Here is a 26642-nt window from a genome sequence, read left to right on the forward strand (position 1 = left end):
TTGGGAAATTTTGATTTAATGTGAACGGCAGAGGCGCATGACTCCGTTGCGGAAATTTTCACGGACTAATTTTTCAAAATAAACCTTCATTTCTGTGCCTCCTTCTTAAGTCTGAAAAGTGGATGAGTATATGCCGCAGCATACACTGTCATTATGGGGGGATGACCAATAAGTTCAAAAAATGTCATTTTCGGGCTTGAGCCGAAAATCCCCCTGCATGAGATTGCCGCATCAAGTGCGGCAATGACAGGGTGTCGAGCACGGCAATGACAGGGTGTCGAGCACGGCAATGACAGGGTGGTGAGTGTGGTAATGACTCATACTTTTTGGACATCCCCGTCATTATGGATGCTGAATCACACATTCGTAGCAGGTGCGTGCGAATGTGGCGTAGCGTTCAGCATGACACATCCCTTTACGTGATTAGAATATATTTTTATTACCTAGTTTGTCAATAGGAATTTTAGGTAATTTAACTTGTCCGGTTATATTCTTATACTTTTATGATTTCATACTGACGGCTGCCCAAACCTATTTTTTCTCCATGAATAAGAGTCATGTCCCATACACTTTCCGGGGTAGAGTCTTTCCATAAGTCACCGGTCATTTTAATTCCTTTAGCTTTAAAGTCAGCAATTCTGGAAGAAGGGTTACGGACTGCCTGCATGCACAGGTCAGAACATGCCTGATCAAGGGCTACCGGATCAAAACTGCATGCCATTCCGATGTCAGGAACAAGGGGTGCGTCGTTGAATTCATGACAGTCACACCATGGAGATACGTCAAGAATCATGTTTATGTAAAAGCAGGGTCTGTTTTGGACTACAGCCATGGAATATTCAGCCATTTTACAGTCAAGGTCAGAGTTTGCGCAGGAATTCGGATTGTAGATTGCATCAAAATTGCAGGCTCCGATACAGCGCCCGCATCCTTTGCATAAGTCCTGATTTATGAATGCTTTTTTATTCTGATAAGAAATTGCATCACTTCCGCATTCTTTTGAGCAGACACGGCAGCCTTTACAGGCATCCTGATTGACTACAGGTTTTCCGGAATTGTGCTGTTCCATTTTACCGGCGCGGCTTGCACACCCCATGCCGATATTTTTTAAGGTTCCTCCGAAACCTGTTGCTTCATGTCCTTTAAAGTGGGCCAGGGATATAAAAACATCTGCATCCATTATTGCCCGGCCTATTTTTGCAGTCCTGCAGTATTCTCCGTTTTTTACCGGGACTTCAACTTCATCAGTTCCTTTAAGACCGTCTCCGATGATTATCTGACAGCCTGTTGCCATCGGAAAAAATCCGTGTTTGTATGCAACATCCAGATGATCCAGTGCATTTTTTCTGTATCCGGGATAAAGGGTGTTTGAATCCGTAAGAAAAGGTCTGCCTCCCAGTTCTTTTACAAGTTCAGCAACGGCTCTGGCGTAATCAGGACGTAAAAAAGAAAGGTTGCCGTCTTCTCCAAAGTGAAGTTTTATGGCTGTAAATTTTCCGTTAAAATCAATATTTTCGATACCTGCTTTTTTGCAGAGTTTTTTTAATTTTTCTGTAAGTCCGCCGTCTTTTTGAGTTCTGAAGTCAGTAAAATAAACTTTAGATTTTTCCATAGGTTGCATTCCCCTTTTAAATAATAGTAAGCAATTAAAAAGTACACAGCACATTCATTATAGCTGAATAAGGTTTGTATGAAAACCTGAAGTTTTGGTATAATCAGCTCATGGCTAATTTAAAAGAATCAGAAAGACTTGATAAAGTTCTTGCAAATGAAGGTTTTGGAACCCGAAAGGAAGTTAAGCGGATAATTCATTCCGGCGCGGTAGTGGTTAACGGAGAAAGTATTCTGCAGGAAAGTGCCCACGTAAATGTATATAAGGACGAAATTGTTGTAGAGGGTAAAAAACTTGAAACAAAACGTAATTATCATTTTATGATGAATAAGGCTGCAGGCTATGTATGTTCGACAAAAAGTGACAGTCATAAAATTGTTTATGATCTTTTAAGTGATGAAGATGCAAGGCGCTTTGTGGCCACCGGTTCAATCAGTATGGTAGGACGGCTTGATGCAGATACGGAAGGACTGCTTATCCTTACAACTGACGGAAACCTTAATCACAGGCTTACTTCACCTAAGTACAACATTCCTAAAAAATATCAGGTAACGCTAAGGGATTCTGTTGATGGTAAAACACAGGAAGATTATACGGCCCGGGTTGCTGCCGGCATTCATATTGCGGCGGAAGGAAAGGCTCCGGAAGCTGACTGCCGGCCGGCTGTTGTTGAATGGAAAAGTTCTGAAGTCTGTTTCATTACTGTTACCGAAGGAATGTTCCACGAAGTAAAGAGAATTTTTGCAGCTTTAGGAAATGAAGTAATTCATCTTAAGCGGGTACAGATAAACGGACTTGTCCTTGATCCTGCCCTGGCCTCTGGTGAATACAGGGAACTTACAGAAGAAGAACTGTCTGTCCTTGATGTTCAGCCCATTGTATAGAAAAAAAGTCATTAATCTGCTATTCTCTGTGCATCTAAAAGGCAGGGAGCTGTAATGACAGATATAGAAATTGCTCAGAAAAATGTAATGATTCCGGTAACGGAAATTGCATCTAAAATTGGAATTTCAGAAGAGTCACTTGAACTTTATGGAAAGTATAAGGCAAAGGTTTCTTTTGCAAAATTAAAGGCTTTGCAGGCAAAAGCAGCAGATTCCTCCAGTCGCGGAAAACTCATTCTTGTTACAGCTATGACACCGACTGCAGCAGGGGAAGGAAAATCTACTGTTACAATTGCGTTGGGTGACGGCCTTAATAAAATCGGAAAAAAGACTGTAATAGCCTTGAGGGAACCTTCTTTAGGCCCGTGCTTCGGTGTAAAGGGAGGAGCCTGTGGCGGAGGTTATGCCCAGGTTGTTCCGATGGAAGACATAAACCTTCACTTTACCGGAGACATTCATGCAATAACGGCTGCAAACAATCTTATGGCTGCCCTTATTGATAATCATCTTCAGCAGGGAAATGAACTTGGCATTGATCCACGCACGATTTCCTGGAAAAGATGCGTTGATTTAAATGACAGGGCCCTTCGAAATGTAATCATAGGTCTTGGTTCCCGCATTGACGGTGTGCCGAGAGAAAGTCATTTTCAGATTTCCGTTGCTTCAGAAATCATGGCAATTGTATGTCTTTCAAAAACAATTTCTGAATTAAAGGATCGCATAAACCGTATTACAATCGGAGAAACTTATTCAAAACGTCCGGTTACTTTTGGTGAATTAAAATGTACCGGTGCCGTAGCTGCTCTGCTTAAGGATGCAATCAGACCTAATCTTGTTCAGACTCTTGAAAAAAATCCTGCATTCATTCATGGCGGACCTTTTGCAAATATTGCTCATGGATGTAATTCTATAAATGCAACTTTGTGTGCCCTGGCTACAGGAGATTACGTTGTAACGGAAGCAGGTTTTGCTGCAGATCTTGGTGCAGAAAAGTTTATGGATATCAAGTGCCGCTTAAACGGAATTGCTCCAGATGCAGCTGTAATTGTTGCTACCATCAGGGCTTTAAAGATGCACGGCGGTGTTGCAAAGGCAGATCTTGGAATAGAAAATCTTGATGCTCTTCGGGCTGGTTTTGCCAACGTTAAGTGCCATATTGAGAACATGAAAAAGTTTGGCGTAAACGTAGTTGTTGCCGTAAATAAATTCATCTCTGATACGGATGCAGAAATTGAACTTGTAAAAAAACTTGCCCTTGATGCCGGCAGTGAAGCTGTTCTTTGTGAAGGCTGGGGTAAAGGCGGAGATGGAGCGAAAGAGCTTGCCTTAAAGATTGTTGAACTTACTCAAAAGCCGTCTGCTTTTAAACCGCTTTATGACTTGAAGCTTGGGCTTAAAGAAAAAATAGAAACTCTTGCAAAAGAGATTTACAGAGCAGATCATGTTGAATTTGATCCTAAGGCTCTTAAAAAAATTTCGGCTTATTCAGCTGCCGGTTATGGAGAACTTCCTGTGTGCATGGCTAAGACACAGAATTCCATCAGTCATGACAAGTCCATGCTGGGTTCCCCGTCGGGCTATGTATTCCCTGTTCGTGATGTTCAGCTGTACAGCGGGGCTGGATTTGTAGTTGCATTTGCAGGTGATATTGTAGATATGCCTGGACTTCCGAAGGCTCCGTCGGCTCTTAACATAGATGTTGATGATGACGGATTAATCAGCGGACTTTTTTAATATCAGTATAAAAATAATGGAGATAATAAAATGGGTATGAATGTAGTATGTCTTGATCTTGAAGGTGTTCTTGTTCCGGAAATCTGGATTGCGTTTGCAGAAGCTTCAGGTATTCCTGAACTTAAGAGGACTACTCGTGATGAGCCTGATTATGACAAGCTTATGAAGTGGAGAATTGGTATTCTTAAAGAGCATGGTCTTGGGCTTAAAGAAATTCAGGATACAATTGCTAAGATTGATCCTCTTCCAGGGGCAAAAGAGTTTCTTGATGAACTTCGTTCAATTACACAGGTTGTCATTATCAGTGATACTTTTACCCAGTTTGCTTCTCCTCTGATGAAAAAACTGGGCTGGCCTACAATTTTCTGTAACAGTCTTGAAGTTGCAGAAAACGGAGAAATCACGGGATTTAAAATGCGTTGTCCTCAGTCAAAACTTACGACTGTAAAGGCTCTTCAGTCCTGCGGTTTTGATACAATTGCCAGCGGGGACAGTCATAATGACCTTGCAATGATTAAGGCAAGCAAGGCAGGATTTTTGTTTAAGAGTACAGATGCAATAAAGGCTGCTAATCCGGAACTTAAGGCTTTTGAGGAATATCCGGAACTTCTTGCAGCAATAAAAGCAGCATTGTAATTACAGGAGTTGTATGAAAAACGTAGAAATATTGGATTCGACATTACGCGACGGTTCTCAGGGAGAAGGAATTTCTTATTCGGTTCAGGATAAAATTCATATTGTAGAAGCTCTTGATGAACTTGGCGTTAAATATATCGAAGCCGGCAATCCCGGTTCAAATCCAAAAGACATGGAATTCTTTCAGCGGGCAAAAGAACTTAAACTTAAGACTTCTGAGATTGTTGCTTTTGGTTCTACCCGCCGCAGGGACTGTTCCTGTGCAGAAGATGCAAACCTTCAGTCTCTTTTAAGTGCAGAAACAAAAACAGTAGTTATCTTTGGAAAAACCTGGGATTTTCAGGCAACGGAAATTCTTCATGCAAGTCTTGAAGAAAATCTTGAAATGATCAGGGATACCTGTGCTTATCTTACCAGCCGTGGCCGTAACGTTATTTTTGATGCGGAACATTTTTTTACCGGATACAAGGCAAATGCTGAGTATGCCATGAAGGCTCTGGAAGCTGCTGTTGTGGGCGGTGCTACAGTTTTATGTCTTTGCGAAACTAAAGGCGGCGCAATGATAAGTGAATGTGCTGCTGCAGTAAAAGCAGTTACAGAAAAATTCGGTTCTGCCGTTAAGGTTGGAATTCATACTCACAATGATTCCGGGCTTGCCGTTGCCAATTCCCTTGTTGCTGTAGAGAATGGAGCAACTCATGTTCAGGGAGTTCTTCTCGGTTTTGGAGAACGTACCGGTAACGCAAACTTGAGTACCATCATTGCAGACCTTCAGCTTAAGATGGGATACAAATGTATTGAAGACGATAATATCCGTCATCTTACACCGATCTGTAAAAGGGTTGCAGAAATTACAAACATTCCTCTTGATACCGGCATGCCTTATGTCGGTCAGAATGCATTCACCCATAAAGCCGGAATGCATATTGATGCCGTCCTTAAAAACCCTTTTGCCTATGAACATATTGAACCGGAAACTGTAGGAAATGAACGTGTGTTCCTTATGAGTGAAGTTGCCGGCCGCAGCATGATAATAGAAAAGATTCAGAAATTTGATTCAACAATAACAAAGTCTTCTCCTATTGTCAGTGACATCATTAAGCAGGTAAAGGAACTTGAACATCAGGGATATCAGTTTGAAGGTGCTGACGGAAGTTTTGAACTTCTGGTACGAAAGGCAATCGGTAAGTATCAGCCGTTCTTCAAGCTTCATTATTATAAATCTACGGATGAATATCCTCTTATAGAAAAGGGACTTTATTCTTTTGCCCAGATTAAGATTGAAGTTGAAGGAAATACCCGTCTTGCCGCAGGAGAAGGAAATGGTCCTGTAAATGCACTGGACGTTGCCCTTCGCTCTGCCCTTAAGAAATTCTATCCTACTGTAGAACAGATTCATCTTACGGACTATAAGGTTCGTGTTCTTGATTCTAAGAGTGCTACGGCTTCTAAAGTACGTGTTCTTATTGAATCAACAGACGGTTCTTCTACCTGGACTACAATGGGGGTAAGCTGTGACGTTGTCGAAGCTTCATGGCTGGCTCTGGTAGATTCTTTTGAATACAAGCTTATCAAGGATATAGAAAAGAAATATCAGAAACTGATATAAGCCTGATTCTTTTTTTTACTCCCGGCTGTTTCTTAAAAAAGTTACAGACCGGGATTTTTTGTTATAAAAAAACTAATAATACTTTTGATAATAAGTCTCATTTAAGTTGACTTAAATTAACTTTTTACTTAATTATTGAATTAGTGATGTAAGTCAGCAAAACTAGAAGTTTGTAAAACTAGAAGTTTGTAAAACTAGAAGTTTGCAAAACTTACATTGCTAAGGAGATAATTGATGAAAAAGTTTACAATTGCGGCTGCAGCAGCAGTTCTTGCTTTTAGTTCTTCAGCTTTTGCAGAAGTAACATTTAACGCCTACAACAAGTTGTTTTCTGACATGACACTTGTAGAAAAATCAACTTACAAGATTGGCAGTTTAGAAGAGGAAGACGAGTCTAAAGTTTTCCAGGGTGTTTTACAAACCGCATCTATGCAGAAATCCTTACTGATAAGGTTGATGCAATGGTTAAGGCTGATGTTTCTATCGGACACCAGGATGGAAGTGAAGATGACTACGGTCTTAAATGGAATGGTCTTGTAAAGGACTGGTACGTAGAAGTACGCCCTCTTTCTTTCCTTTCTCTTACATATCACTCAGATATTTTTGCAGAAGGATCATACTTCCCGATTTACGATGACAATGTTGCTGCCGGAAACATCGGTTCTTCAGGATTTTCTGTAATATTCCGCCCTGAACAGGTTGCCGGCCTCCGCTTTGGTGTAACTCTTCCATTTACAGAAGAAACTACAAACTGGGTTCTTGTTGACGGAAAAACAAAAGAAGGACTTGAAACAACAGAAGAAAAAATCAATGTCGGTATCGGTGCAATCTATGACTTCGGTCTTGCAGAAATCGGTGCATCAGTACGTGATGTTGCAGACAGTGACGAAAGACTTCTCGGATTTTACATCTATTCAGCAGGTCTTTTCGGACAGGTTGAAGGCGTAAACCTCCGCGCTGGTTTTGCACATGCATGGGATGCAGTTGGTGTTGAAGATCCTGTATGGGCATTGGATGGATACGGTTCAGTTTATGGAGAAAACCTCTGGAACGTTGCTGTAGAAGTAACAGATGTTCTTCCTGTTGCACTTACATTTGAAGCTGCAGGAAATACAAACTCAGAAGATTCATTGTTTGACCTTTACGGAGCAGTTACTGTAGGAATCGGAATCAACGATCAGCTTGATCTTTCTCTTACAGGAAAAATCGGAACAGACCTTAACAGCGACACTGATATTGGTTCAATTTATGCAGCTGAAGCAGCTCTTGATTTTGCATTTACAGAACATGATACTCTTGGTGTAGCAGTTGATGTTGGTTTTACAAGCGGACTTAAGGTAGATACAGGTATTGGTACTGCAGAAGTTGATTATCTTGGCTTCTACTTCCCTGTATACTGGAAACATACATTCTAATTTTGTGATTTAATTTTTTAAGTCATATAAAGTTAGACCCCCGGTGGTATTTACGGTTTGTAATACCAGGCCGGGGATTTTTTTTTCTTTTTTTTCCTCTAAATAATAAAAAATAATCTTTAAAAGTTATATTTAGCCGTTATAATATTGAAGAATAATTAAATTGTCAGATAGAATATGTATAGGTAAGTATTTATTGCATGAACTTTAGGAGGAATTCATGAGAAAATTTTGTTTTATAATGCTTGGACTTGTGCTTACTTTTTTTACTTCCTGTTCTAATCCGGTATCTGAGGAAGAAAGTAGTTTTGTTGTAAGTTTTAATGCCGGTGTTTTAAAAAATGTAATTGATACAAATGAATGGTTCAGTGACTGTACTGATGTGTCCTTCAGAATTGAACTTTTTGTTTTTGATTATGACAATATGAAAGCTGACGAGGGAGGAGAACCTGTTATTGTTCAAAAAGAAATAACTCTTTCTGATATTCAGGCAAAGAAAAATATTAATCTTCCTGTAGAAGGGCTTTCTGAAGGAAAAAGATATTTCGTTTCTTCTAGTTTAATGCTTACATATAAAAAGCCGGGTGCAGATGTTGCTCAGGAATTTACCTGTTACCGTACTAAAACAGAATCTGATGAAGAATCCCTGTATTATGTAAAGCCTGGAAAAAACGTTTTTAATCTTAAACTTGTATCTGATTTTAAACCTGACTTAACTGTATATCCCCAGGGAGACGGTTATGAGATGACACGTTATTATGGGTCTGGAACCACTTATGAAGTAAAAACCGAGGGAACGCTTTATGTTTCTTCTGAATATGCAGATTTTACAGGTGCAGATTATTCTGATCCGGATGAATCTTTTTATGCTGTAACTTTTTTCTGTGAAAGTCCTACCTGTGCAAAGTTTAATGAAAAAGAATACCGTGCATGTCTTGAAGATTTCAGGGCTAAGTTTACTGCAGCTCCGGATGAAATAACTGAAATGTCTTATTCATCCTCCTTAACTCCGTCTTTAGTTAATTCAGATTTTTCATATTCATTTTATATTTTAGGTAAAACTACAATGGGCTCTATCTCTGGAAATTCTGTTTCCAGCGGAAGTAAAACGGTTTCTGATGTAGGTTCTTATTATTCTGGACTGGGGGCATCGTATATTTCTTTGTCAGGAAATTCCGCCTGGACTGAAGGAGAAATAAAAGGTTTTTCTATAAAGGAGTTTGCGGGCGTAACGGTAGAATGTAGTTCTCTGGATGAAAACGGAAAGCTTAATGTAAATCTGCTTGCTAATTCCATGGCTGAGTTTAAGATTACTCAGAAGTATACCGACGGAACGTCTGAAAGTTTTGTAAAAGTTTACAACAAAGATACTGGAACCTGTGGTGATTATACAGTTGCTTCTGAAAGGGTTTCAACTGCATTCCATAAAGTTCTTGGAGAGCAGACACTTAACTTTGTCCTTAATTCTTCCTGCTATGCTTCCTGTGATGTTGATGTATGCTGGACCTGGCCTCAGGTTGCATCTGTATATATTTATCCGGATGCTGATAGTAATATTCTTTATGTTTCTTCTGCTCCTAATTTTCTGTCTGAACTTCGGGAACTTGAGTCTGTTCCGAATTATGCTACGGTAGATAGTTCGGAAACTGAATATCCCGCTTATACTATTACATATGTATGGACTATTCCTGCAATTGAGGGAGTAAGCGACTCTAGTATTGAAATAAACACTTCTGATTCTAATTTAACTTTAGGTGCGATAAGTAATACCATTGCAAATGAATTTGATGTTACCAGCTATAATCTTTCCCGTCTTCCTAATGGAGATTATTATCTGAATGTTGTGCTGGAGTATTTCAATCCGGACGGCTCTGCAGAAGCTCTGCTTGCTAAATACAGAAGCGGCTATAAGGATGATGCTGACAAGCTTGTAGTATCTTCAGATGCCATTACTTTGAATAACGGTACGGTTACCGGCAACGTGGATATTGGCGGCGGATTTAATACTCTTTATATCAGATATATCGATGAAGATGAAGATGAATATAAGAATCTGGAAGATGCGTCAATGACAGGTAATGATAAGTACTATTCTTTGCATGCAGTTTATCAGTCTGGTGATGAATGGCTTGAATATAGTGAAACTGATTATTCTTATGAGTGGTTTATAAACGGAAACCGTGTTTCATCGGATATAAGTTTTTTAATTAACTATGCAAGTACACCTTATCTTGTAGAATCTAATAATGAAGTCGTATGTGTAATCACAAAGAAATCTACGTCGCAAAAGACAACAGTTTCTTCTGTTTTCAGTTTTAGTCATTAATCCGGAGGACCATGATGAAAAGATTCAGAGCTTTTTTATTAAACATATTTAGTGTTGCCTGTGTAAGTATTTTTGTTTCCTGCGGTTTTTCCGTAAAAGACGAAAGTAACATTGAAGGCAGTTATGGAACTGTAGAAGTATCAGTTGGCAACGGGGCCAGATGTGTACGACCTTATGCTGAAGACGGAGTTTCTTACAGCCTCTGGTTTTACAACATGCAGGGAAAAACTGCAGCAGAAATTCTGAAGTCTGTAGAAAGTGCAGACTGTGATAAAAGAGTTTACATTGAATCCGTCTCAACTTCTGTTACCTGTGCTCTTGAAGCCGGTTCCTACTTAGTTTATGTTAAAAGTGGAGAATATGTTTCTGATTCTGGTTATTACTTTTTTCAGGGACATACGGTTTTTAGTATAGGCGCAGGGGAGACAGATTCGTTTTCTGTAAGTGTTTCGCCTGTAAGTACTTCTCTTGACCTGTCAGGAAATGGATATCTTTCTTTAACCATACCTTTTAATCGTGAAGACAGACTGGGTACGGAAGCTGAGAATTATAAGTTTTTGCTGCAGGTAAAGAATCTTGAAACTCTTGAAGTTGCTGCTGAAGAGCAACTTGTTTATAGTACGGAAACTCAAGTTTTTACTTCTTCTTCCAGTATAAGTCTTCCTGCCGGCCTGTATTATTGTTCGATGTATTGTCTGAGTGAAAATGATACCAGAGTCTATGATTTCTTTTTTAAAAATGATTCCTGTGTAGAAATTGTAAAAGGAATGACGACAGTGCTTAATGAAGAACTGATTGTAAAAACGGCGGAACTTAAGCGTTATGTTGATAATTCAAGCGAATATAGCGGTATTTCTAGTGAATACCGGGCCTGTCTGTCAGACTGCATTAAGTATTACGGTACCTGCGGTTATGCAGAGTTTTATATGCCTGAATACGACTCTGGTAATTATGAAGAAAGCGCAATTATAGACGGAACTCTGATTTCTGAAGAATCAGCTTTTACCGTTACCCAGTGTATGGGCGGAAACTCAGGATTTACAGGCGGAATGAGTGTTAATCTGATTATTACAGTAAAAGGAAGGGTTATTACTGTAAAAACGGAAAGTAATGATGGATATGAATATACCGGTCCTGTGTTCATTCTGGAAAATGCCGGAGATATAACGGTTGTAAGCGGGGGTACCGGAAGGGAACTTACAACTACTGCTCTTGAAGACGGAAGTGTTAAATATTCATTCTGACAGCAGGTGTATTGCGTTTTATGCAATATGATGTAAAAATAGTTTCACTTTACGCAATGTAAATGCAAAGGTATAATTCACCTTGAAAATTGTAATTGATTTATATTTCGAGGTGAATTATGGCAAAAAAATCAGATAACGCTTGCTGCGGAACCGCCCGTGCTCCGCACCGCTCTCTTTATTACGCATCAGGATACACTGATGAGGAACTTGCACAGCCTATGGTTGGTATAATCTGTGCAAAAAATGAACTTATTCCTGGACATATTGAACTTGACCGCATAGCAGAAGCTGTAAAGGCCGGTGTACGCATGGCAGGGGGAACTCCTATAGAGTTTCCTGCAATAGGTGTGTGTGACGGTATTGCCATGGGACACGAGGGAATGAAATATTCCCTGGTAACCCGTGAACTTATAGCAGACTCTGTTGAATGTGTTGCCAAGGCTCATCAGTTTGATGCTCTTGTTATGATTCCTAACTGTGACAAGATTGTTCCTGGTATGCTTATGGCTGCAGCCCGCCTTAATCTTCCTACAGTATTTGTTTCCGGCGGTCCTATGATGCCTGGTCATCTGCCTGGTAATGATCCTTCTAATCCATATTCAGGAAAAAATCTTTCCCTTACAGATATGTTTGAAGCTGTCGGTGGTCTTGCTGTAGGTAAGGTAACGGAAGCTCAGCTTAAGGAAATGGAACATCGTGCCTGCCCGGGTTGCGGTGCATGTTCGGGAATGTTTACTGCAAACTCCATGAACTGTCTTACGGAAGTTCTTGGTCTCGGTCTTCCTGGAAACGGAACGATTCCTGCAGTTACAGGTGAACGTATTGCTCTTGCAAAACATGCCGGTATGCAGGTAATGGAAATGTACCGCCGTGGAATTACAGCCCGCTGCATGATGACAAAAGAAAATTTTGAGAATGCCCTTGCTGCAGACATGGCTCTGGGCTGTTCTTCAAATACTATGCTTCATGTTCCTGCAATCATGCATGAAGCAGGACTTGAACTTGATCTTCATGAGGTTAATGAGATTTCTAACCGTACTCCTAATCTCTGCCATCTTGCTCCAGCCGGACATACTTTTATGTGTGAACTGGATGATGCAGGCGGTGTACAGGCTGTTCTTGCAGAACTTGCAAAGAAAAATCTTATCCACACAGATTTGATAACTGCAACCGGTAAAACAATTGCAGAAAACATAAAGGGTGTCGTAAACCGCAATCCTGAAATACTGCGTCCTATAGAAAATCCGTTCAGCGACAACGGCGGCATTGCCGTGCTCTTTGGAAACCTTGCTCCAAATGGAACTGTAGTAAAGCGTTCTGCCTGTGCAAAAGAGCTTATGCTTCATACAGGTCCAGCCCGTGTATTTAATGACGAAAGTGAGGCTATGGAAGCTGTACAGAAAGCACAGATTAAGCCGGGGGATGTTGTAGTTATCCGTTATGAAGGTCCTAAAGGCGGTCCTGGAATGCGTGAAATGCTTGCAGTTACTGCTGCTCTTGCAGGACAGGGGCTTGATAAGCAGGTTGCCCTTATTACAGACGGACGTTTCTCAGGTGCAACCCGCGGAGCTTCTTTAGGCCACTGTTCACCGGAGGCAGCTGTCGGAGGTCCTATTGCACTGGTGGAAGAAGGTGATAAAATTACGCTTGATATAAATAATTACAAGATTCACCTTGATGTAAGTGATGAAGAACTTGCAAAACGCCGTGCCGCATGGAAAGCTCCGGAACCAAAAGTAAAAGAAGGCTACCTGGCAAGATACGCTAAACTTGTAAGCAGTGCCGACAAAGGAGCAATTTTACAGTAAGGCTTACGTAACAAAACCGCGAGTTTCGCAGAGCGAAACTCGACAACCATGCGAAGCATGGTTCAGGTGCAATATTACAGTAAGGCTTACGTAACAAAACCGCGGGGATGACCAAAATGTCATTTTCGGGCTCCGACCCGAAAATCTATTTAATTACAATTACAAGAGATTGCCGCATCAAGTGCGGCAATGACAGGCTGTCGAGTGCGGCAATGACTCATACTTAAAATGTCATTTTCGGGCTCCGACCCGAAAATCTATTTGATTACAATTACAAGAGATTGTCGCATCAAGTGCGGCAATGACAGGCTGTCGAGCACGGCAATGACTCATACTTAAAATGTCATTTTCGGGCTCCGACCCGAAAATCTATTTGATTACAATTACAAGAGATTGCCGCATCAAGTGCGGCAATGACAGGCTGTCGAGCACGGCAATGACAAGCTGTCGAGCACGGCAATGACTCATATTTATTGGACAGCCCCGTTAACCATACTTATTGAAAAAAAGCCGTTAAAGTTCATAATATAGAGCGTAATGAAAAATTCTATATTAAATGACTTGAAACGGCTTTTTCTCGTTATTATAGGCGGACTTGTTCTTGCCGTTGATTTTAACGTTTTTGTATACAGTGCAAATCTTTTTCCGGGCGGTTTTTCCGGACTTGCAGTACTGATTCAGGTTGTATTTCAAAAATATTTTAACATTAACATTCCTTTTTCCGTCCTGGTATATGCCTTCAATGCAGTACCGGTTGTCGTAGGATTTAAATTCATCGGAAAGAAATTTACGATATTCAGTGTAATCATGATTGTTGTTTCCGGTTTCTTTACGGATATTCTGCGGGGAGTAGAGGCACTGCATGTAACTCAGGACATACTTTTGTGTTCCGTGTTCGGAGGAATGCTCTGTGCAGTTTCTATATGCCTGTGTCTTTTTGCAGAAAGCTCTTCCGGGGGAACGGATTTTATAGCCATTTATGTAAGTGAACGTACCGGAAAGTCTGCCTGGAACTGGATTCTGGCCTTTAATTCCCTTATTCTCCTTACGGCCGGTTTTTTAATGGGATGGGATAAAGCCCTGTATTCAATAATTTTTCAGTATGTTTCTACAGTTACCATAAACCTGCTGTATAAAAAGTATTCCAAAACAACGCTTCTTATAATTACGGACAAACCGGATGAAATCTTTGAGGTTATCCTGTTCCTTACAAATCATACTGCAACGGTTTTTGAAGGCAAGGGACAGTTCAGCGGAAATAAACACTATCTTTTGTATTGCGTAGTATCATCTTCGGAAAGCGGCAGTCTCGAAAGGGCAATCCGCATAAAGGATCAGAATGCCTTCATAAACGTAATAAAGTCTAAAGAAATAGTGGGCCGGTTTTTCAGGACTATGCCTGATTAAAAATTTTAGAAAACATGTGTTTTTTTTAGACAATTACTGTGATTTTTCAAGACAGCTGTGGAGATTTTTGATATAATTAAAACTGTATGAAAAGGATAACGACTGTAATTGCTTTATCCATAGCGTTCATGGCTCAAAGTCTGCATGGAGTTCAGTCCACGGCTTTGGCTGATGAAGAGATTTCAGTACTTAATATTCACCTCTCAGAACTGGAACAGACGGTTCGTGGTCTCAGTGACGAAAAAACTTATGAACTTGTCCTTGCAGATGATTTTATTCCTTCAGATGTAACTCCTGCCATGATTCAGGCTCTTCATGAGTATTTTGAAACTAATACGGCCAACACGCTTACAGGTCCGATTGAGTATATTTTCTTTTCAGGACTTCAGTCTCCCCGCAGTTTTTATGAATTGAAAAAGCATATAGAAAATTCTAAAGATAAATATGTCTGCATTGATATAGGTGATTCCAGCTATGCAGTAAATGCTTCGACATATGCAACCCTTCCTCTGCCGGAAAACTGCTTTGCGGGGCACGAGAATATTTACTGGGCTTATTTCGGAAATTTTATACGGGAAGACGTTCCTGAGAATGTATGCCGCAACTGTCCTAATCTCCGTATTGTCTTTATGTGGGGAGAGGGAGTTTTGAAGAGCGGTGCCTTTGAAAATGTTTCGCCTGATGCTGTTATTGCAGGGGTTTACGGTGAATCAAAAAAACTTTCTGATTACATCCGGTCTAAGGGATATGCTAAGCGTAATACGTGGGATTACGAAGCCTTTGATTCAGACTATGACTATACAGATGTAGAAAAAAATCTTTATTCTTCAGAAGTTTATGCTTCCGGAAGAACATTCCGCGACTCAGATTTAGAGACTGTGTTTGGAAATTATTCAGATTATTATTCTGACAATCAGGAGTATGCCGGGGAAGCTGAACCTGATTCATATTATGATGAAAACGAAGTTGTCCGCTCCCTGAATGATCTGCTTCAGTTCTATGGAGAAGAGTAAAAATGAGCAGACTGGTAGACTGGGCTACAAAAGAAAAAAATAAACTCTTCATGCTTTTATGTCTTGCAGTACATGTCTTTTACGTAATCGTCTTTGCTTTCTTTCAGTGCTGGATTCCCTGCGGAATAAATCTGCTCAGCGTGTCAGTGTATCTGTGGCTTTCTTTTTTTAAGCGTCCTATAACAGAAGGATCGATAATAATAGCCTATTTTGAAATAAACATTTATTCAGTTTCCTGTTCACTTTTTACAGGCGGAGAATTTGGATTTCTGTTTTTTGTAGTGGGAACTCTGTCCCTTATTTTTTATCTTGTTCCGTCTTACAGAAGGTTTTACTGGCTGTTCCATATTGTCGGACTCTTTTCTTCTGTTTTTATCGTTACTTTATGGTGGTTTCGGTTTACATTCTATCCTGAAATTTACAGGAAGCTTCAGAATTACAGTTTTACTTTTTCAATCCTGAACATGTGTTTTATTTCGCTGGCGATATTCATTACTTCATATTTTTTTATGAGGGACATGAGAAAGACCAGAGAGCGTCTTGATTACAACGTAAATCACGATCTTCTTACCGGATTATACAACAGGCGGTATGTTGAGGAATACATTGCATCCCATAATATTAATTTTGCCATCGGAATGCTTGATATAGATGATTTCAAGCATATTAACGATATGTACGGCCATCATCTTGGTGACGTTGTTCTTAAAACCGTCAGTGATGCTTTTGTAAATCATTTGGAGGAAGGTCAGCTGGCTGTAAGATGGGGTGGAGAAGAATTCATTCTCCTGTTTCCGGATTATACGGTGCCTCAGGCTCAGGATAAAATAAATGAAATATGCAGGATAATCAGTTCTTCCGCAATAAATGAAGACGGTGCAAAAATATATGTTACCCTTACGGCAGGGGTTTGCGACGGTAATAGTCTTAATTTTGAGGAAGCCGTACGGAATGCAGACAATCTTCTCTATTACGGTAAGCGGCATGGTAAAAACCAGGTTGTTGCTACGTGATTCTATTTTTAGATACATCGTTGAAACGCTGAGTTAAATTCATTATTATAGCACCATGGGAAATCTCCTATAAAAACCGGCATTTGTAAAAAGTTTTTAGTTTTATAATGCCCGCAAATATATTTTTTTATCGAGGAACTAATGAAAATTTCAGGATCACAGGTTGTTATTGAGTGTTTGATTGAGCAGGGTGTTGACACTGTATTCGGTTACCCTGGAGGAAACATTCTTAATATTTATGATGCACTTTATAAAAATTCAGATAGAATCAGACATATTCTGACTGCACATGAACAGGCTGCTGCTCATGCTGCTGACGGTTATGCCCGCTCAACAGGAAAAGTCGGTGTATGTATGGCAACATCTGGTCCTGGTGCAACAAATCTTGTAACAGGTATTGCAACTGCATATATGGATTCTTCTCCAATCGTAGCAATTACATGTAATGTTGCAACTCCGCTTCTTGGAAAAGACACATTCCAGGAAATCGACATTACCGGTGTTACTCTTCCAATAACTAAACATAACTTCATGGTAAAGAATGTAAATGAACTTGCATCTACTATCCGTGAGGCATTTGCAATTGCTTCCAGCGGAAGACCGGGTCCTGTTCTTATTGATATTCCTAAAGAAATTACGGCTGCAGAGGTTGAATTTGAGCCTGTTTCTAAGTCTGAGGGAATGGAAAAGGCCCTTACAGCTTCTCATGCTAACCTTAAGAGGGTTTTCTCTGTATCAGTTCCGACTGATGAAGAAATCAAGGCCGCTGCCGAACTTATTAATGCAAGCCAGAGACCTGTAATTTATGCAGGCGGCGGTGTCGTAATAAGCGGTGCAGAAAAAGAACTTCTTGCTTTTGCAGAAAAGGCAGAAATTCCTGTAAGTGAAAGCCTTATGGCTCGTGCTGCATTCCCGTCAGATCATCCTTTGTGTACATGGATGGTAGGTATGCACGGTACAAAAGCAAGCAATATGGCTATTACGGAAAGTGACCTTATTATTGCTTTAGGTTCACGTTTCTCTGACCGTGTAATCGGGGATCCTTCAAAATTCGGACTTAATGCAAAGGTATTCCATATTGATATTGATCCTGCAGAAATCAACAAGAATATTCCTACAGACGGTTCTCTTGTAGGAGACATTAAAGAAATCCTTAACCGGCTCATTCCTCTCATTAAAGAAACAAAGAGACCGGACTGGATGGAACGCATTCAGACATGGAAGAGTGAGGTTCCTTCAACTTATAACCGTCAGCCTGAAAACTCTGTAAACCCTAAGTTCATCTGTGAATGTATAAATAAGGTTGCAGGGGATGATACATTTATTACCACTGAAGTCGGACAGCATCAGATGTGGACGGCACAGTTCTATCCGTTTAAGAAACCACGTACTTTTGTTACTTCCGGCGGTCTCGGAACAATGGGCTTCGGAACAGGTGCTGCAATGGGTATTCAGATCGGTAATCCGAAGGCCCGCGTCGTTCATATTGCAGGAGACGGTTCGTTCCGTATGAACTGTAATGAACTTGCAACTATTCAGCATTACAATCTTCCTGTTGTAATTGTTGTTGTAAATAACGGTGCCCTTGGAAATGTTCGCATGTGGCAGAGGCTTTTCTACGGAAAGAGATTCAGCCAGACTACCCTGGATTTTGGTCCTGACTGGTGCAAGCTTGCAGAAGCTTATGGTATTAAAGGCTATAAGGCTTCAAATGCTGCTGAATTTGAAAAGGTATTTACTCAGGCATTTAAGAGTGAGGAACCGGCTGTTATTGATGTAACAGTTGATATTGATGAAATGGTTCTTCCGATGGTTCCTGGTGGAAAACCTATTTATGATATGATTATGTCTTTAAGCAAGGACGTAATGAGCTGAAAAAAGAAAGCATGATAAAAAGTACTCCCCCGTACTTTTTATCATTTGTAGTTGCAGGCTTTATAAGGAGGATGTATGGCAGAAATTCATGAATCAGGCGAAGATTACCTCGAAGCAATCCTTCGTCTCCATAAAGAATTTGGTATTGCCCGTTCAGTAGATGTTGCAAAAAAGCTTAATGTTTCTAAACCGAGCGTAAGTCGTGCAATGGGTATTCTTGAAGATAACGGCTATGTTACGGTAAATGAAATAGGAGCTCTTGAACTTACTGAAAAAGGTAAGAAAAAGGCTGTTGAGGTTTATGAACGTCATGTTCTTCTCACAAAGTTTCTGGTTAAGATTACCGGTGTCAGCGAGGAACAGGCAGAAGAAAATGCCTGCAAGATTGAGCATGACATTGATGATGATGTAAAGAAAGGCATTCAGACCTGGATGGAAAAGAACGCATAGATTATGGCAGAAAAAAAACACGGTACCATTACCAACGACAATCATGCAGCTTTATGGCACGGACGTTTTGCAGAAGGTCCGGATGCAGCTGCCGTAGAATTTGAAACTTCGATTCACGTTGATGAAAGAATGGCATTGGACGATATTCATGGTTCAATTGCACATGCACAGATGCTTGGAGAACAAGGAATTATTTCTAAAAAAGAATCCGAGCAGATTATAAAAGGCTTGAAGTCAATAGAAAAGGATCTGGAAAACGGTTCCCTTCAGATTGATTACAGCGCAGAGGATATTCATTCTTTTGTGGAGGCAACTCTTACAGACAGAATCGGTGAACCTGGCAAAAAGCTTCATACTGGACGAAGCCGCAATGACCAGATAGCTCTTGATGAACGTCTTTATCTTCGCCGTGTGATTCCTCTTTTACAGAATGAGATAATTACAACTGTTGAAGCACTGGTAAAGATTGCTTCAGAACATAAAAATACTCTTCTTACGGGGTATACCCACATGCAGCATGCCCAGCCTGGAACTCTTGCACAGCATCTTCTTGCCTGGAGTTTTATGCTTAAGCGTGACTGGCAGAGGCTTGAGGATTCCCTTAAGCGTATTTCTCTTTCTCCTTTGGGAAGCGGTGCCCTGCAGACAAGTACGCTCTGTCTTAACAGAGAGAGAGTTGCCGATGTTCTCGGTTTTGAGGGAGTAACGGAAAATTCTCTTGATACTGTAAGTGACCGTGATTACTGCATTGAGTTTACTTCTGATTTTGCCATGCTTCAGAGCCATTTAAGCCGCATGTGTGAAGAAATTGTTCTCTGGTCTACTACGGAATTTGCTTTTGTTGACCTTAGTGAAAAGTGGTCTACTGGAAGTTCCATCATGCCTCAGAAGAAGAATCCTGATTTTGCTGAACTTATCCGCGGAAGAACAGGAAAAGTTTACGGGGATCTGATGAATCTTCTTACGATGGTAAAAGGTCTTCCTCTTGCCTATGACCGGGACCTTCAGGAAGACAAGGAGCCTCTTTTTGATGCCCTTGATACGGTAGAAGCAAATCTTAAAGTATTTACTGCAATGGTTTCGACTGCAAAGTGGAATACGGCAAACCTTGAAAAGAGTGTGGAAGGAGGTTTTGCAAATGCTACTGATGTTGCAGAATATCTTGTAAGCAAGGGGCTGCCTTTTAGAACTGCTCATGGCGTTGCTGCAAGTGCAGTTCGTCTTGCTATAGATGCAGGCTTGGACAAAATAGAAGATCTCTGTATTGAAGAGCTTAAGCAGTGTTCTCCTCTTATTGAAGAAGACATATATGAAAAGATTTCTCCGAGGGAGTGCATGAATAACAGAACTGTTACCGGAGGTCCTTCTCCAAAAAGTACTGCTGTTCAGATAAAGGGACTTTTAAAGTGGAGTTCTAAAGCCAGAAAGTAAACTGCCTGTTAAGTGGTTGAAATATTAGTAATAAGTTAAAGCCTGCTTTTGGATCTTTTGGATGCAGAAGCAGGCTTTTTTTATGAAAAAGTTTCAGGATTTAGAGAAAAACAGAATCAGGATTCTTTCCAGGCGGTATAGGAATCACATTCAAGAATCTGTTTTGCCTGAGCAACGCTTTCTTCTGTAGGGGACGGGGTATCTTTGAGAGGGTAGTCGATTCCCATTGTCTTGTATTTCATTATACCCAGACCGTGATATGGAAGAACTTCTACACGTTTTACGTTATGAAGGGTGCGTATAAAATCTCGTGTTTTTGTAAGGTATTCAACAGAATCTGTAATGCCCGGAGTAAGTACCTGACGGATCCAGATAGGCTTGTTTATTTTATCAAGATAGAGGAACATCTTTCTTATGTTTGCCATTGAATGACCTGTGAGTTTGATATGTTCTTCTTCATCTATATGCTTGATGTCCATAAGGAGAATGTCTGTAAGTTCCATGAGTTTTTTGAATTTTTCAAACCATTCTCCTTCTTCCGTGAAGCAGCCGCCGCTTGTATCGATGCAGGTGTTTATTCCTTTTTCTTTTGCTTTTGAAAACAGTTCCAGAAGAAAATCCAGCTGAAACAGAGGTTCTCCTCCGCTTACGGTGATGCCTCCTTTTTTGCCCCAGTAGGAACGGCAGGAAAGGGCTTCTTTTATAAGTGTATCCGTATCATAAAGTTTACCTTTAGACATGTCCCAGGTATCAGGATTGTGGCAGAATTTGCATCTCAACGGGCATCCTGCAAAAAATATAATAAAACGTGACCCCGGTCCGTCCGCACAGCCAAAACTCTCAAGCTGATGAATGTATCCCTGCATAAATGTATTCTCCCAATAAAAAATCAACTGATATGTTGTATGACAATTCTGAAGTCTTTATTATAGAGGTTTTAGTTTACTGACTCAAGAATCTGTTTGTAAAGTTCTGGATACTCTTCTGAACTTTTCTGTATGAAGTCACTGCAGGCGTTTTTCCAGGGAGTTTTATCTGACACTCTTGTTACGGAAACTCCTTTTTCTGTAAGTATCCGGATGGTTTCAGCTTCACTGTCTTTTTCTATCTGCCGGCAGAAATCCTGGGCATACTGACCTGCCTGAATAAAAATCTTCTGCTGTTCTTCAGAAAGGGAATCCCAGCAGGAAGCAGAGATTACCGTTTGAACGGCACCTATCATATGGGCATCAAGAATGACATAGGGTGCGCAGATATAGAAATTATCTGCGTAATAATTTGAAAGCGGCTGGTCGGCTAACTGAATTTCTCCGGAGGCAAAAGCTCTTGCAAGTCTGTTGAAGTTCATGTAAACCGGTTCTGCTTCCAGGGAATTTGCGATGCCTGTGAGAATTGTTCCTGAGACACGCATTTTTTTTCCGCGGATGGATTTTACCGAATAAACCGGTTTGGAAGAAATAAAATGCCTGAAACCTTCTTCTGCAAAGAAAAGACCCTTTATTCCGGTATTTTTTTCATAGGCTTCGTTTAATATTTCCTGTGCGGCCCGGCTTTGTGTAAATTTCCAGAAATGTTCGTTGTTTTCAAATGTGTAGGGAATGGAAAGCAGTGCTGATTTTTTTGCTCCATAAGCAGAGAGATTTGCACCCACTCTTGCAAGATGAATGTAGCTGTCTGCCGTCATAAGGGACTGCAGTACGTGTTTTTCGTCTCCAAGTATTCCGTTGTATTTAATATTGATTATGATTTTGTTTTTTGAAAGTTCCTCAACTTTCTGCTTGAAAGCATGATCCATCTGTCCGCAGATAGAATCTTCGGCATTTACTTCTGCCATTACAAGAGTAAGTTCACTCGCTGCCTGTTTTTTTTTAGGTGTACAGCTTGAAAGAAGAAAAAGAACTGTAAAAATCAGGACCGTAATTTTATTTAGATAGTTCCGAAACATACGTTCTCCTGAATTAAAGAAAATACTTCAATCTTATTTAATTATAGCATTAAGTTCAAAAAATGTCATTTTCGGGCTGTCAACAACTTTTTATAAGTGTCATTTTCGGGCGCGACCCGAAAATCCATTTAATTACAATGCAAGAGATTGCCGCATCAAGTGCGGCAATGACAGGGTGTCAACAACTTTTTATAAGTGTCATTTTCGGGCGCGACCCGAAAATCCATTTAATTACAATACGTCGAGTCAAGGCACGCTAACGCTTAAAGCCTTGACTTCGCCGTTTTGAGGGTTTGTACTACCCCCTCAATACGTCGAGTCAAGGCACGCTAACGCTTAAAGCCTTGACACAGCCGTTTTTAGGTTTTGTATTAAACCCTAAATACAAGAGATTGCCGTGTCGAGCACGGCAATGACAAACTGTCGAGCACGGCAATGACACATACTTAGTCGAGTGCGGCAATGACACATACTTATTGGACAGCCCCGACTTTCTGTTTTTTTTTCTTCTGTCAACAGCTTTTTATTCTTCTTCAAGAGTAACTGTAAGGACTTTTGATTCGTTGTTTCTCCATACCGTTACCTTTACTTTATCACCAGGCACCTTGTCTTCAAGAGCACTGTAATAATCTGCAAGCTTTGTTACCGTTATGTTGTCAATTGCCGTGATTATGTCACCGCCCAGATATATTGTCTGATAATTAAAGGAACTGCCGTAACGTACTGCCTGGGTTCCTCCTTTAAGACCGGCTGCTTCTGCCTTGCTGTTTTCTGCAACCCTGCTGACAATCATTCCTGTAGAAAGGCGGCTTTTTGAGTGTGCAGCGATTCTTCCCGTGTTCTGAACCAGAGAAACTTTTATAGTACCTCTGTTTACTTTTCCGTATTTTATGAGATCGTTTACTACTCTTTTTGCCGTGCTTACAGGAACTGCAAAACCTACTCCGCTGGAACTTCCGCTGGAAGAGTAGATTACTGTATTAATGCCTATCATGTTACCGGAACTGTCAAGAAGCGGTCCTCCAGAGTTTCCCGGGTTTATGGCAGCATCTGTCTGAATCATATTGCGGATTATTACATCATCTTCCTGTATAGGACGTCCAAGACCTGATATGATTCCGGTTGTCATTGTGCGTTCAAGAGCAAAAGGATTTCCTATGGCAATGACTTTCTGACCGACTTTAAGGCCGGAGTTTTCTCCGAAGGCAATTGTCTTAAGTTCAACACTGTCATCCGGATCAAATTTAAGAACTGCAATATCGCTTTCTTTATCCTGTCCGATTATGCGTCCGTCGTAAGAGGTTCCGTCTGCAAGAGAAATCGTTATGGTCGAGGCATTTTTTATTACATGGTAATTTGTTACTACATAACCCCGGACATCAATAATTGAACCGGAGCCTGAACCGCTGGAAGTAATGACAGGTTCGTAAAACCAGTTGTATCCCATAGTCTGGGTTGTAATGTTGACAACAGCTTCGTTGCATTTTTCGTATACAAGAATATTCTGAAGCTCGTCTTTTGTATATCCGGCAGTATCACTTACAGGAATCTGTGATACGGCATTTGTCATCGGAAAGGATTCATTTTCCGTAAGATAGTCTTCTGCTTTTGCCTGAACAGAGGGCTTTTCTTTATCTGCAGCAGATATTTTTACTGAATAGTAGGCAAGTGCAGCTCCTGCTGCAGCACATAAAAGACCTGTAAGAAAAACCTGATGTCCTGAATACAATTTCATGTCGTTCTGGCTCCGTTCTGTTTTAATCTGAATGTATTTAGTTACAGGAACCTCATAAACAATAGAAATCCTGAGGTTCCTGTGAGCTCCATTTTAATTTAGTTTATCATGAACGTAAAGCCGAGCTTTGCATAAACATAAGATTCTGTTTCCGGATAAAGAATCATGCCTCCGTTAAAGTTGAGGAGGGTACTGCTTGCACCGAGATATGTGTTGAAGGCAAATCCTGCATCAAAGGCTCTTTTGTTGTCCCGAAGGTTTTCTGAGAACAGGATGGTATTATCATCGCTGTCCTTGTATTCAAAACTGCAGCTTCCGAATGTACTCTGAATGGCTCCGTAAATACCGGCTGTATAGGTTTTAGTGGTTTTTGCGATTGTAATTCCGTTTTTCCAGAGTTTCTCGTCCTGTTTTCCTTCTGAATCAGTAATGGAGACCGGCTTGAAAATTAAATTGGAATTTGCTCCGATATAAAGTCCGTTAAAGTCAAATCCTGCCATAATTCCAATTCCGATACCGTTACCGCAGTCTGCTCCGAAAGGTTCAAAAACAGGAATGTTGGAAGAGGCCAGCCTGAAGGTTGCTCCATAATTAAAGCTTGAGTCTGCCGTGATTTCAATTTTGTCCTGAAGTTTTGCACTGAAACTTAAACCGAAAGAGTTTGTCTCTTTTATGAAACTCTGGAATTTAAGTCCAAGCTCAACATGCTCTCCGCCTGCAGACAGGAAGATGTCCAGCGGAACTGCATAAAAAGATTCATTCTGTTCCGTTACAGGACCATGGAAATATGCTCCTGAAGAAAATCCCGCAAGAATTGTAAGGTCAGGGTATGGAAGAGGAAGGCTGAATGCTCCTAAACCTGAACCGTCATTTGTCATTGTAAGGGCAGGGTAAGAAATTGATGAATCTACTTTAAATGTGCAGGATGCAGATTTTCCGCCGGCATAGAGAACTGCCGTATATGTTCCGTCATAGACGATGTAGCCTTCGTCATCAGAACCATCCCATGTGTATGCGTAATCCCATGTTGTAAATGAGAACTGTTTTTCTGCATAAACGTTACCTTCGCTGTCTTTAATTACGAGGCTGCCGTTTTCCGGAGCAGTAACGCTGAACTGAATGTCAATTTTTCCGAGGGCCCCCTTGTTTTCCGGATTAAAGACTTTTTTTGAAGGAGAAATAGACGTAATGTTGAATTCTGCTTTTTTCAGTTCTATATTAAAAGTTTTTGTTTCCCTTCTTGAAATATAGAAAGTCTGCGTGTATTTTTCGTATCCGAATTTGGCTGCAGAAATCGTGTGGCTTCCTTCGTCAATTTCAATCCGGTTTCCGGAAAAGCTGGAACCGTCCATATAAATATCTGCACCGTTTACGGAACAGGAAACATTAACCCAGGCAGAAATACTTTCAAGATCAAGAATGAAGCTTTTTGTTTCGCCTTTATTTACATAGAAGGTTAATTCTTTTGCCGCATAGTGGGTCTTTGTGATTCTAAGGGTGTGCCGGCCTGCTGAAACTTTTTGAGAATACATCGGGGTGGAACCGGCATATTTACCGTCTATGTAAACTGATGCTCCATATACATTAGTGTCAACTTTTACAAAAGAATCGGAAGACGTCTGGTTTTCGAGAACCAGAGGTTTCACTTTTGCTGCATTTTGAGAATTAATGGATACTGATGAGAAAATCATCAGCAGGGTAATAAATGTTTTTATACGCATGGTTTAATTTTACCTTAAAACTAAAATAAAATCAGCAGTCTGTAAGCTTTTCCAGTTTTGTTCCTTCTTCAAGGAGGTCGTTTTCTAAAAAACTGAAATAACCTTCCCTGGAAATTATAATGTGGTCAAGGAACTTTATTCCCAGTACGAGGGCGGCTTCCTGAAGTACCTGTGTTGACTGGAAGTCCGCCTTGCTTGGCCTGCAGGTACCGCCGGGATGATTGTGGCAGCATATTATTGCCGAAGCATGTTCAGCAACAGCCTGGGCAAATACTTCCCTGGAGTGAACGATGGTTTTGTTTACGGTTCCTGTGGATACTGTCCGGATGCTCAGGATTTCTCTTGAGCCGTTCAGTGTTACCGTAATGAAATGTTCTACCGGGTCAAGGGTGTAATGCTGCAGATACTGAATCAGGTCAGAGGAGCGGGTAATTACATTTTTTAAATGCCTGAATCTTCTTTTTCCGAATTCAACTACCGCTGCTATCGTAAGGGCGCGGCTTATTCCTATTCCTGTAATTTCAATAAGGTTTTGAAGCAGGGAATCTTCGTTTGAAGCGTTAATAACCTGCAGGACTTTTGCAGATAATTTTTCTACAGGGCAGTTTCTCGTTCCCTTTCCAAGTATGAGCATAAGAAGTTCTTCGTCTGACGGAAAGGACATTCCGTTGGCAAGAGTAAGTTCCCTGATCTGCGGTTTTGCAAGTTCCGTTGTGGCAGTGTTTTCTGTTGCAGTGAGCATGATATCCTCCTGCTATATAAATTTCACTGTTTTTTTAAA

At 40.6% G+C, this 26642-nt stretch carries 21 protein-coding genes; 15 read left to right on the forward strand and 6 right to left on the reverse strand.

What is annotated here, in order from left to right:
• Positions 1–493: 493 nt before the first annotated feature.
• Positions 494–1612: a DUF362 domain-containing protein gene (locus HNP77_RS00200; protein WP_184651146.1), complete on the reverse strand. Its 1119-nt coding sequence runs from the start codon at positions 1610–1612 to the stop codon at positions 494–496.
• Between the two features lie 110 nt (positions 1613–1722).
• Between HNP77_RS00200 and HNP77_RS00205 the strand changes: the two genes are divergently transcribed.
• From HNP77_RS00205 to argH, 15 genes are all read left to right on the forward strand, one after another.
• Positions 1723–2496, forward strand: coding sequence for a pseudouridine synthase (locus HNP77_RS00205; RefSeq protein ID WP_184651147.1), 774 nt, complete (start codon positions 1723–1725; stop codon positions 2494–2496).
• A gap of 54 nt (positions 2497–2550) precedes the next feature.
• A complete protein-coding gene (locus HNP77_RS00210; protein WP_184651148.1) occupies positions 2551–4230 on the forward strand; it encodes a formate--tetrahydrofolate ligase in 1680 nt (559 codons plus the stop codon).
• 36 nt (positions 4231–4266) lie between these two features.
• Entirely contained in the window at positions 4267–4866 is a 600-nt protein-coding gene (gene thrH / locus HNP77_RS00215) for a bifunctional phosphoserine phosphatase/homoserine phosphotransferase ThrH (protein WP_184651968.1), read from the forward strand.
• 13 nt (positions 4867–4879) lie between these two features.
• Complete coding sequence (gene cimA / locus HNP77_RS00220) at positions 4880–6475, forward strand: citramalate synthase (RefSeq protein WP_184651149.1); 1596 nt, start codon at positions 4880–4882, stop codon at positions 6473–6475.
• A 234-nt stretch (positions 6476–6709) separates the two neighbouring features.
• Complete coding sequence (locus HNP77_RS00225; protein ID WP_184651150.1) at positions 6710–7015, forward strand: hypothetical protein; 306 nt, start codon at positions 6710–6712, stop codon at positions 7013–7015.
• Positions 6937–7890, forward strand: coding sequence for a hypothetical protein (locus HNP77_RS00230; RefSeq protein ID WP_184651151.1), 954 nt, complete (start codon positions 6937–6939; stop codon positions 7888–7890). Before HNP77_RS00225 ends, HNP77_RS00230 begins: the two co-directional genes overlap by 79 nt.
• A 220-nt stretch (positions 7891–8110) precedes the next feature.
• Positions 8111–10216: a hypothetical protein gene (locus HNP77_RS00235; RefSeq protein WP_184651152.1), complete on the forward strand. Its 2106-nt coding sequence runs from the start codon at positions 8111–8113 to the stop codon at positions 10214–10216.
• 14 nt (positions 10217–10230) lie between these two features.
• Positions 10231–11460, forward strand: coding sequence for a hypothetical protein (locus HNP77_RS00240; RefSeq protein WP_184651153.1), 1230 nt, complete (start codon positions 10231–10233; stop codon positions 11458–11460).
• Positions 11461–11579: 119 nt separating this feature from the next.
• The gene (gene ilvD, locus HNP77_RS00245; protein WP_184651154.1) at positions 11580–13271 is read left to right on the forward strand and encodes a dihydroxy-acid dehydratase; all 1692 of its coding nucleotides are present in this window, start codon (positions 11580–11582) and stop codon (positions 13269–13271) included.
• 537 nt (positions 13272–13808) lie between these two features.
• Entirely contained in the window at positions 13809–14678 is an 870-nt protein-coding gene (locus HNP77_RS00250) for a YitT family protein (RefSeq protein ID WP_184651155.1), read from the forward strand.
• A gap of 86 nt (positions 14679–14764) precedes the next feature.
• Positions 14765–15691, forward strand: coding sequence for a hypothetical protein (locus tag HNP77_RS00255; RefSeq protein ID WP_184651156.1), 927 nt, complete (start codon positions 14765–14767; stop codon positions 15689–15691).
• A 2-nt stretch (positions 15692–15693) separates the two neighbouring features.
• Positions 15694–16704, forward strand: a complete 1011-nt coding sequence (locus HNP77_RS00260) for a GGDEF domain-containing protein (protein ID WP_184651157.1) — start codon at positions 15694–15696, stop codon at positions 16702–16704.
• A gap of 141 nt (positions 16705–16845) precedes the next feature.
• Positions 16846–18579, forward strand: coding sequence for a biosynthetic-type acetolactate synthase large subunit (ilvB, locus tag HNP77_RS00265; RefSeq protein WP_184651158.1), 1734 nt, complete (start codon positions 16846–16848; stop codon positions 18577–18579).
• 75 nt (positions 18580–18654) lie between these two features.
• Positions 18655–19029, forward strand: a complete 375-nt coding sequence (locus tag HNP77_RS00270; protein ID WP_184651159.1) for a metal-dependent transcriptional regulator — start codon at positions 18655–18657, stop codon at positions 19027–19029.
• Between the two features lie 3 nt (positions 19030–19032).
• Positions 19033–20460, forward strand: a complete 1428-nt coding sequence (gene argH / locus HNP77_RS00275) for an argininosuccinate lyase (protein ID WP_184651160.1) — start codon at positions 19033–19035, stop codon at positions 20458–20460.
• Positions 20461–20576: 116 nt separating this feature from the next.
• Here argH and pflA read toward each other — a convergent pair whose 3' ends face one another.
• The 5 genes from pflA to HNP77_RS00300 all read right to left on the reverse strand — a co-directional run bounded on the left by pflA (position 20577) and on the right by HNP77_RS00300 (position 26603).
• Positions 20577–21326 carry a pyruvate formate-lyase-activating protein gene (gene pflA / locus HNP77_RS00280; protein ID WP_184651161.1) on the reverse strand — a complete coding sequence of 250 codons (750 nt, stop codon included), beginning with the start codon at positions 21324–21326 and terminating at the stop codon, positions 20577–20579.
• Positions 21327–21397: 71 nt separating this feature from the next.
• Complete coding sequence (locus tag HNP77_RS00285; protein ID WP_184651162.1) at positions 21398–22405, reverse strand: TRAP transporter substrate-binding protein; 1008 nt, start codon at positions 22403–22405, stop codon at positions 21398–21400.
• A gap of 523 nt (positions 22406–22928) precedes the next feature.
• Entirely contained in the window at positions 22929–24140 is a 1212-nt protein-coding gene (locus HNP77_RS00290) for a S1C family serine protease (protein WP_184651163.1), read from the reverse strand.
• A gap of 98 nt (positions 24141–24238) precedes the next feature.
• Entirely contained in the window at positions 24239–25861 is a 1623-nt protein-coding gene (locus HNP77_RS00295) for a PEGA domain-containing protein (protein WP_184651164.1), read from the reverse strand.
• A 31-nt stretch (positions 25862–25892) separates the two neighbouring features.
• Entirely contained in the window at positions 25893–26603 is a 711-nt protein-coding gene (locus tag HNP77_RS00300) for a JAB domain-containing protein (protein ID WP_184651165.1), read from the reverse strand.
• Positions 26604–26642: the final 39 nt, after the last annotated feature.

It is taken from the genome of Treponema rectale (genome assembly GCF_014202035.1).
Taxonomy (GTDB): Bacteria; Spirochaetota; Spirochaetia; order Treponematales; family Treponemataceae; genus Treponema_D; species Treponema_D rectale.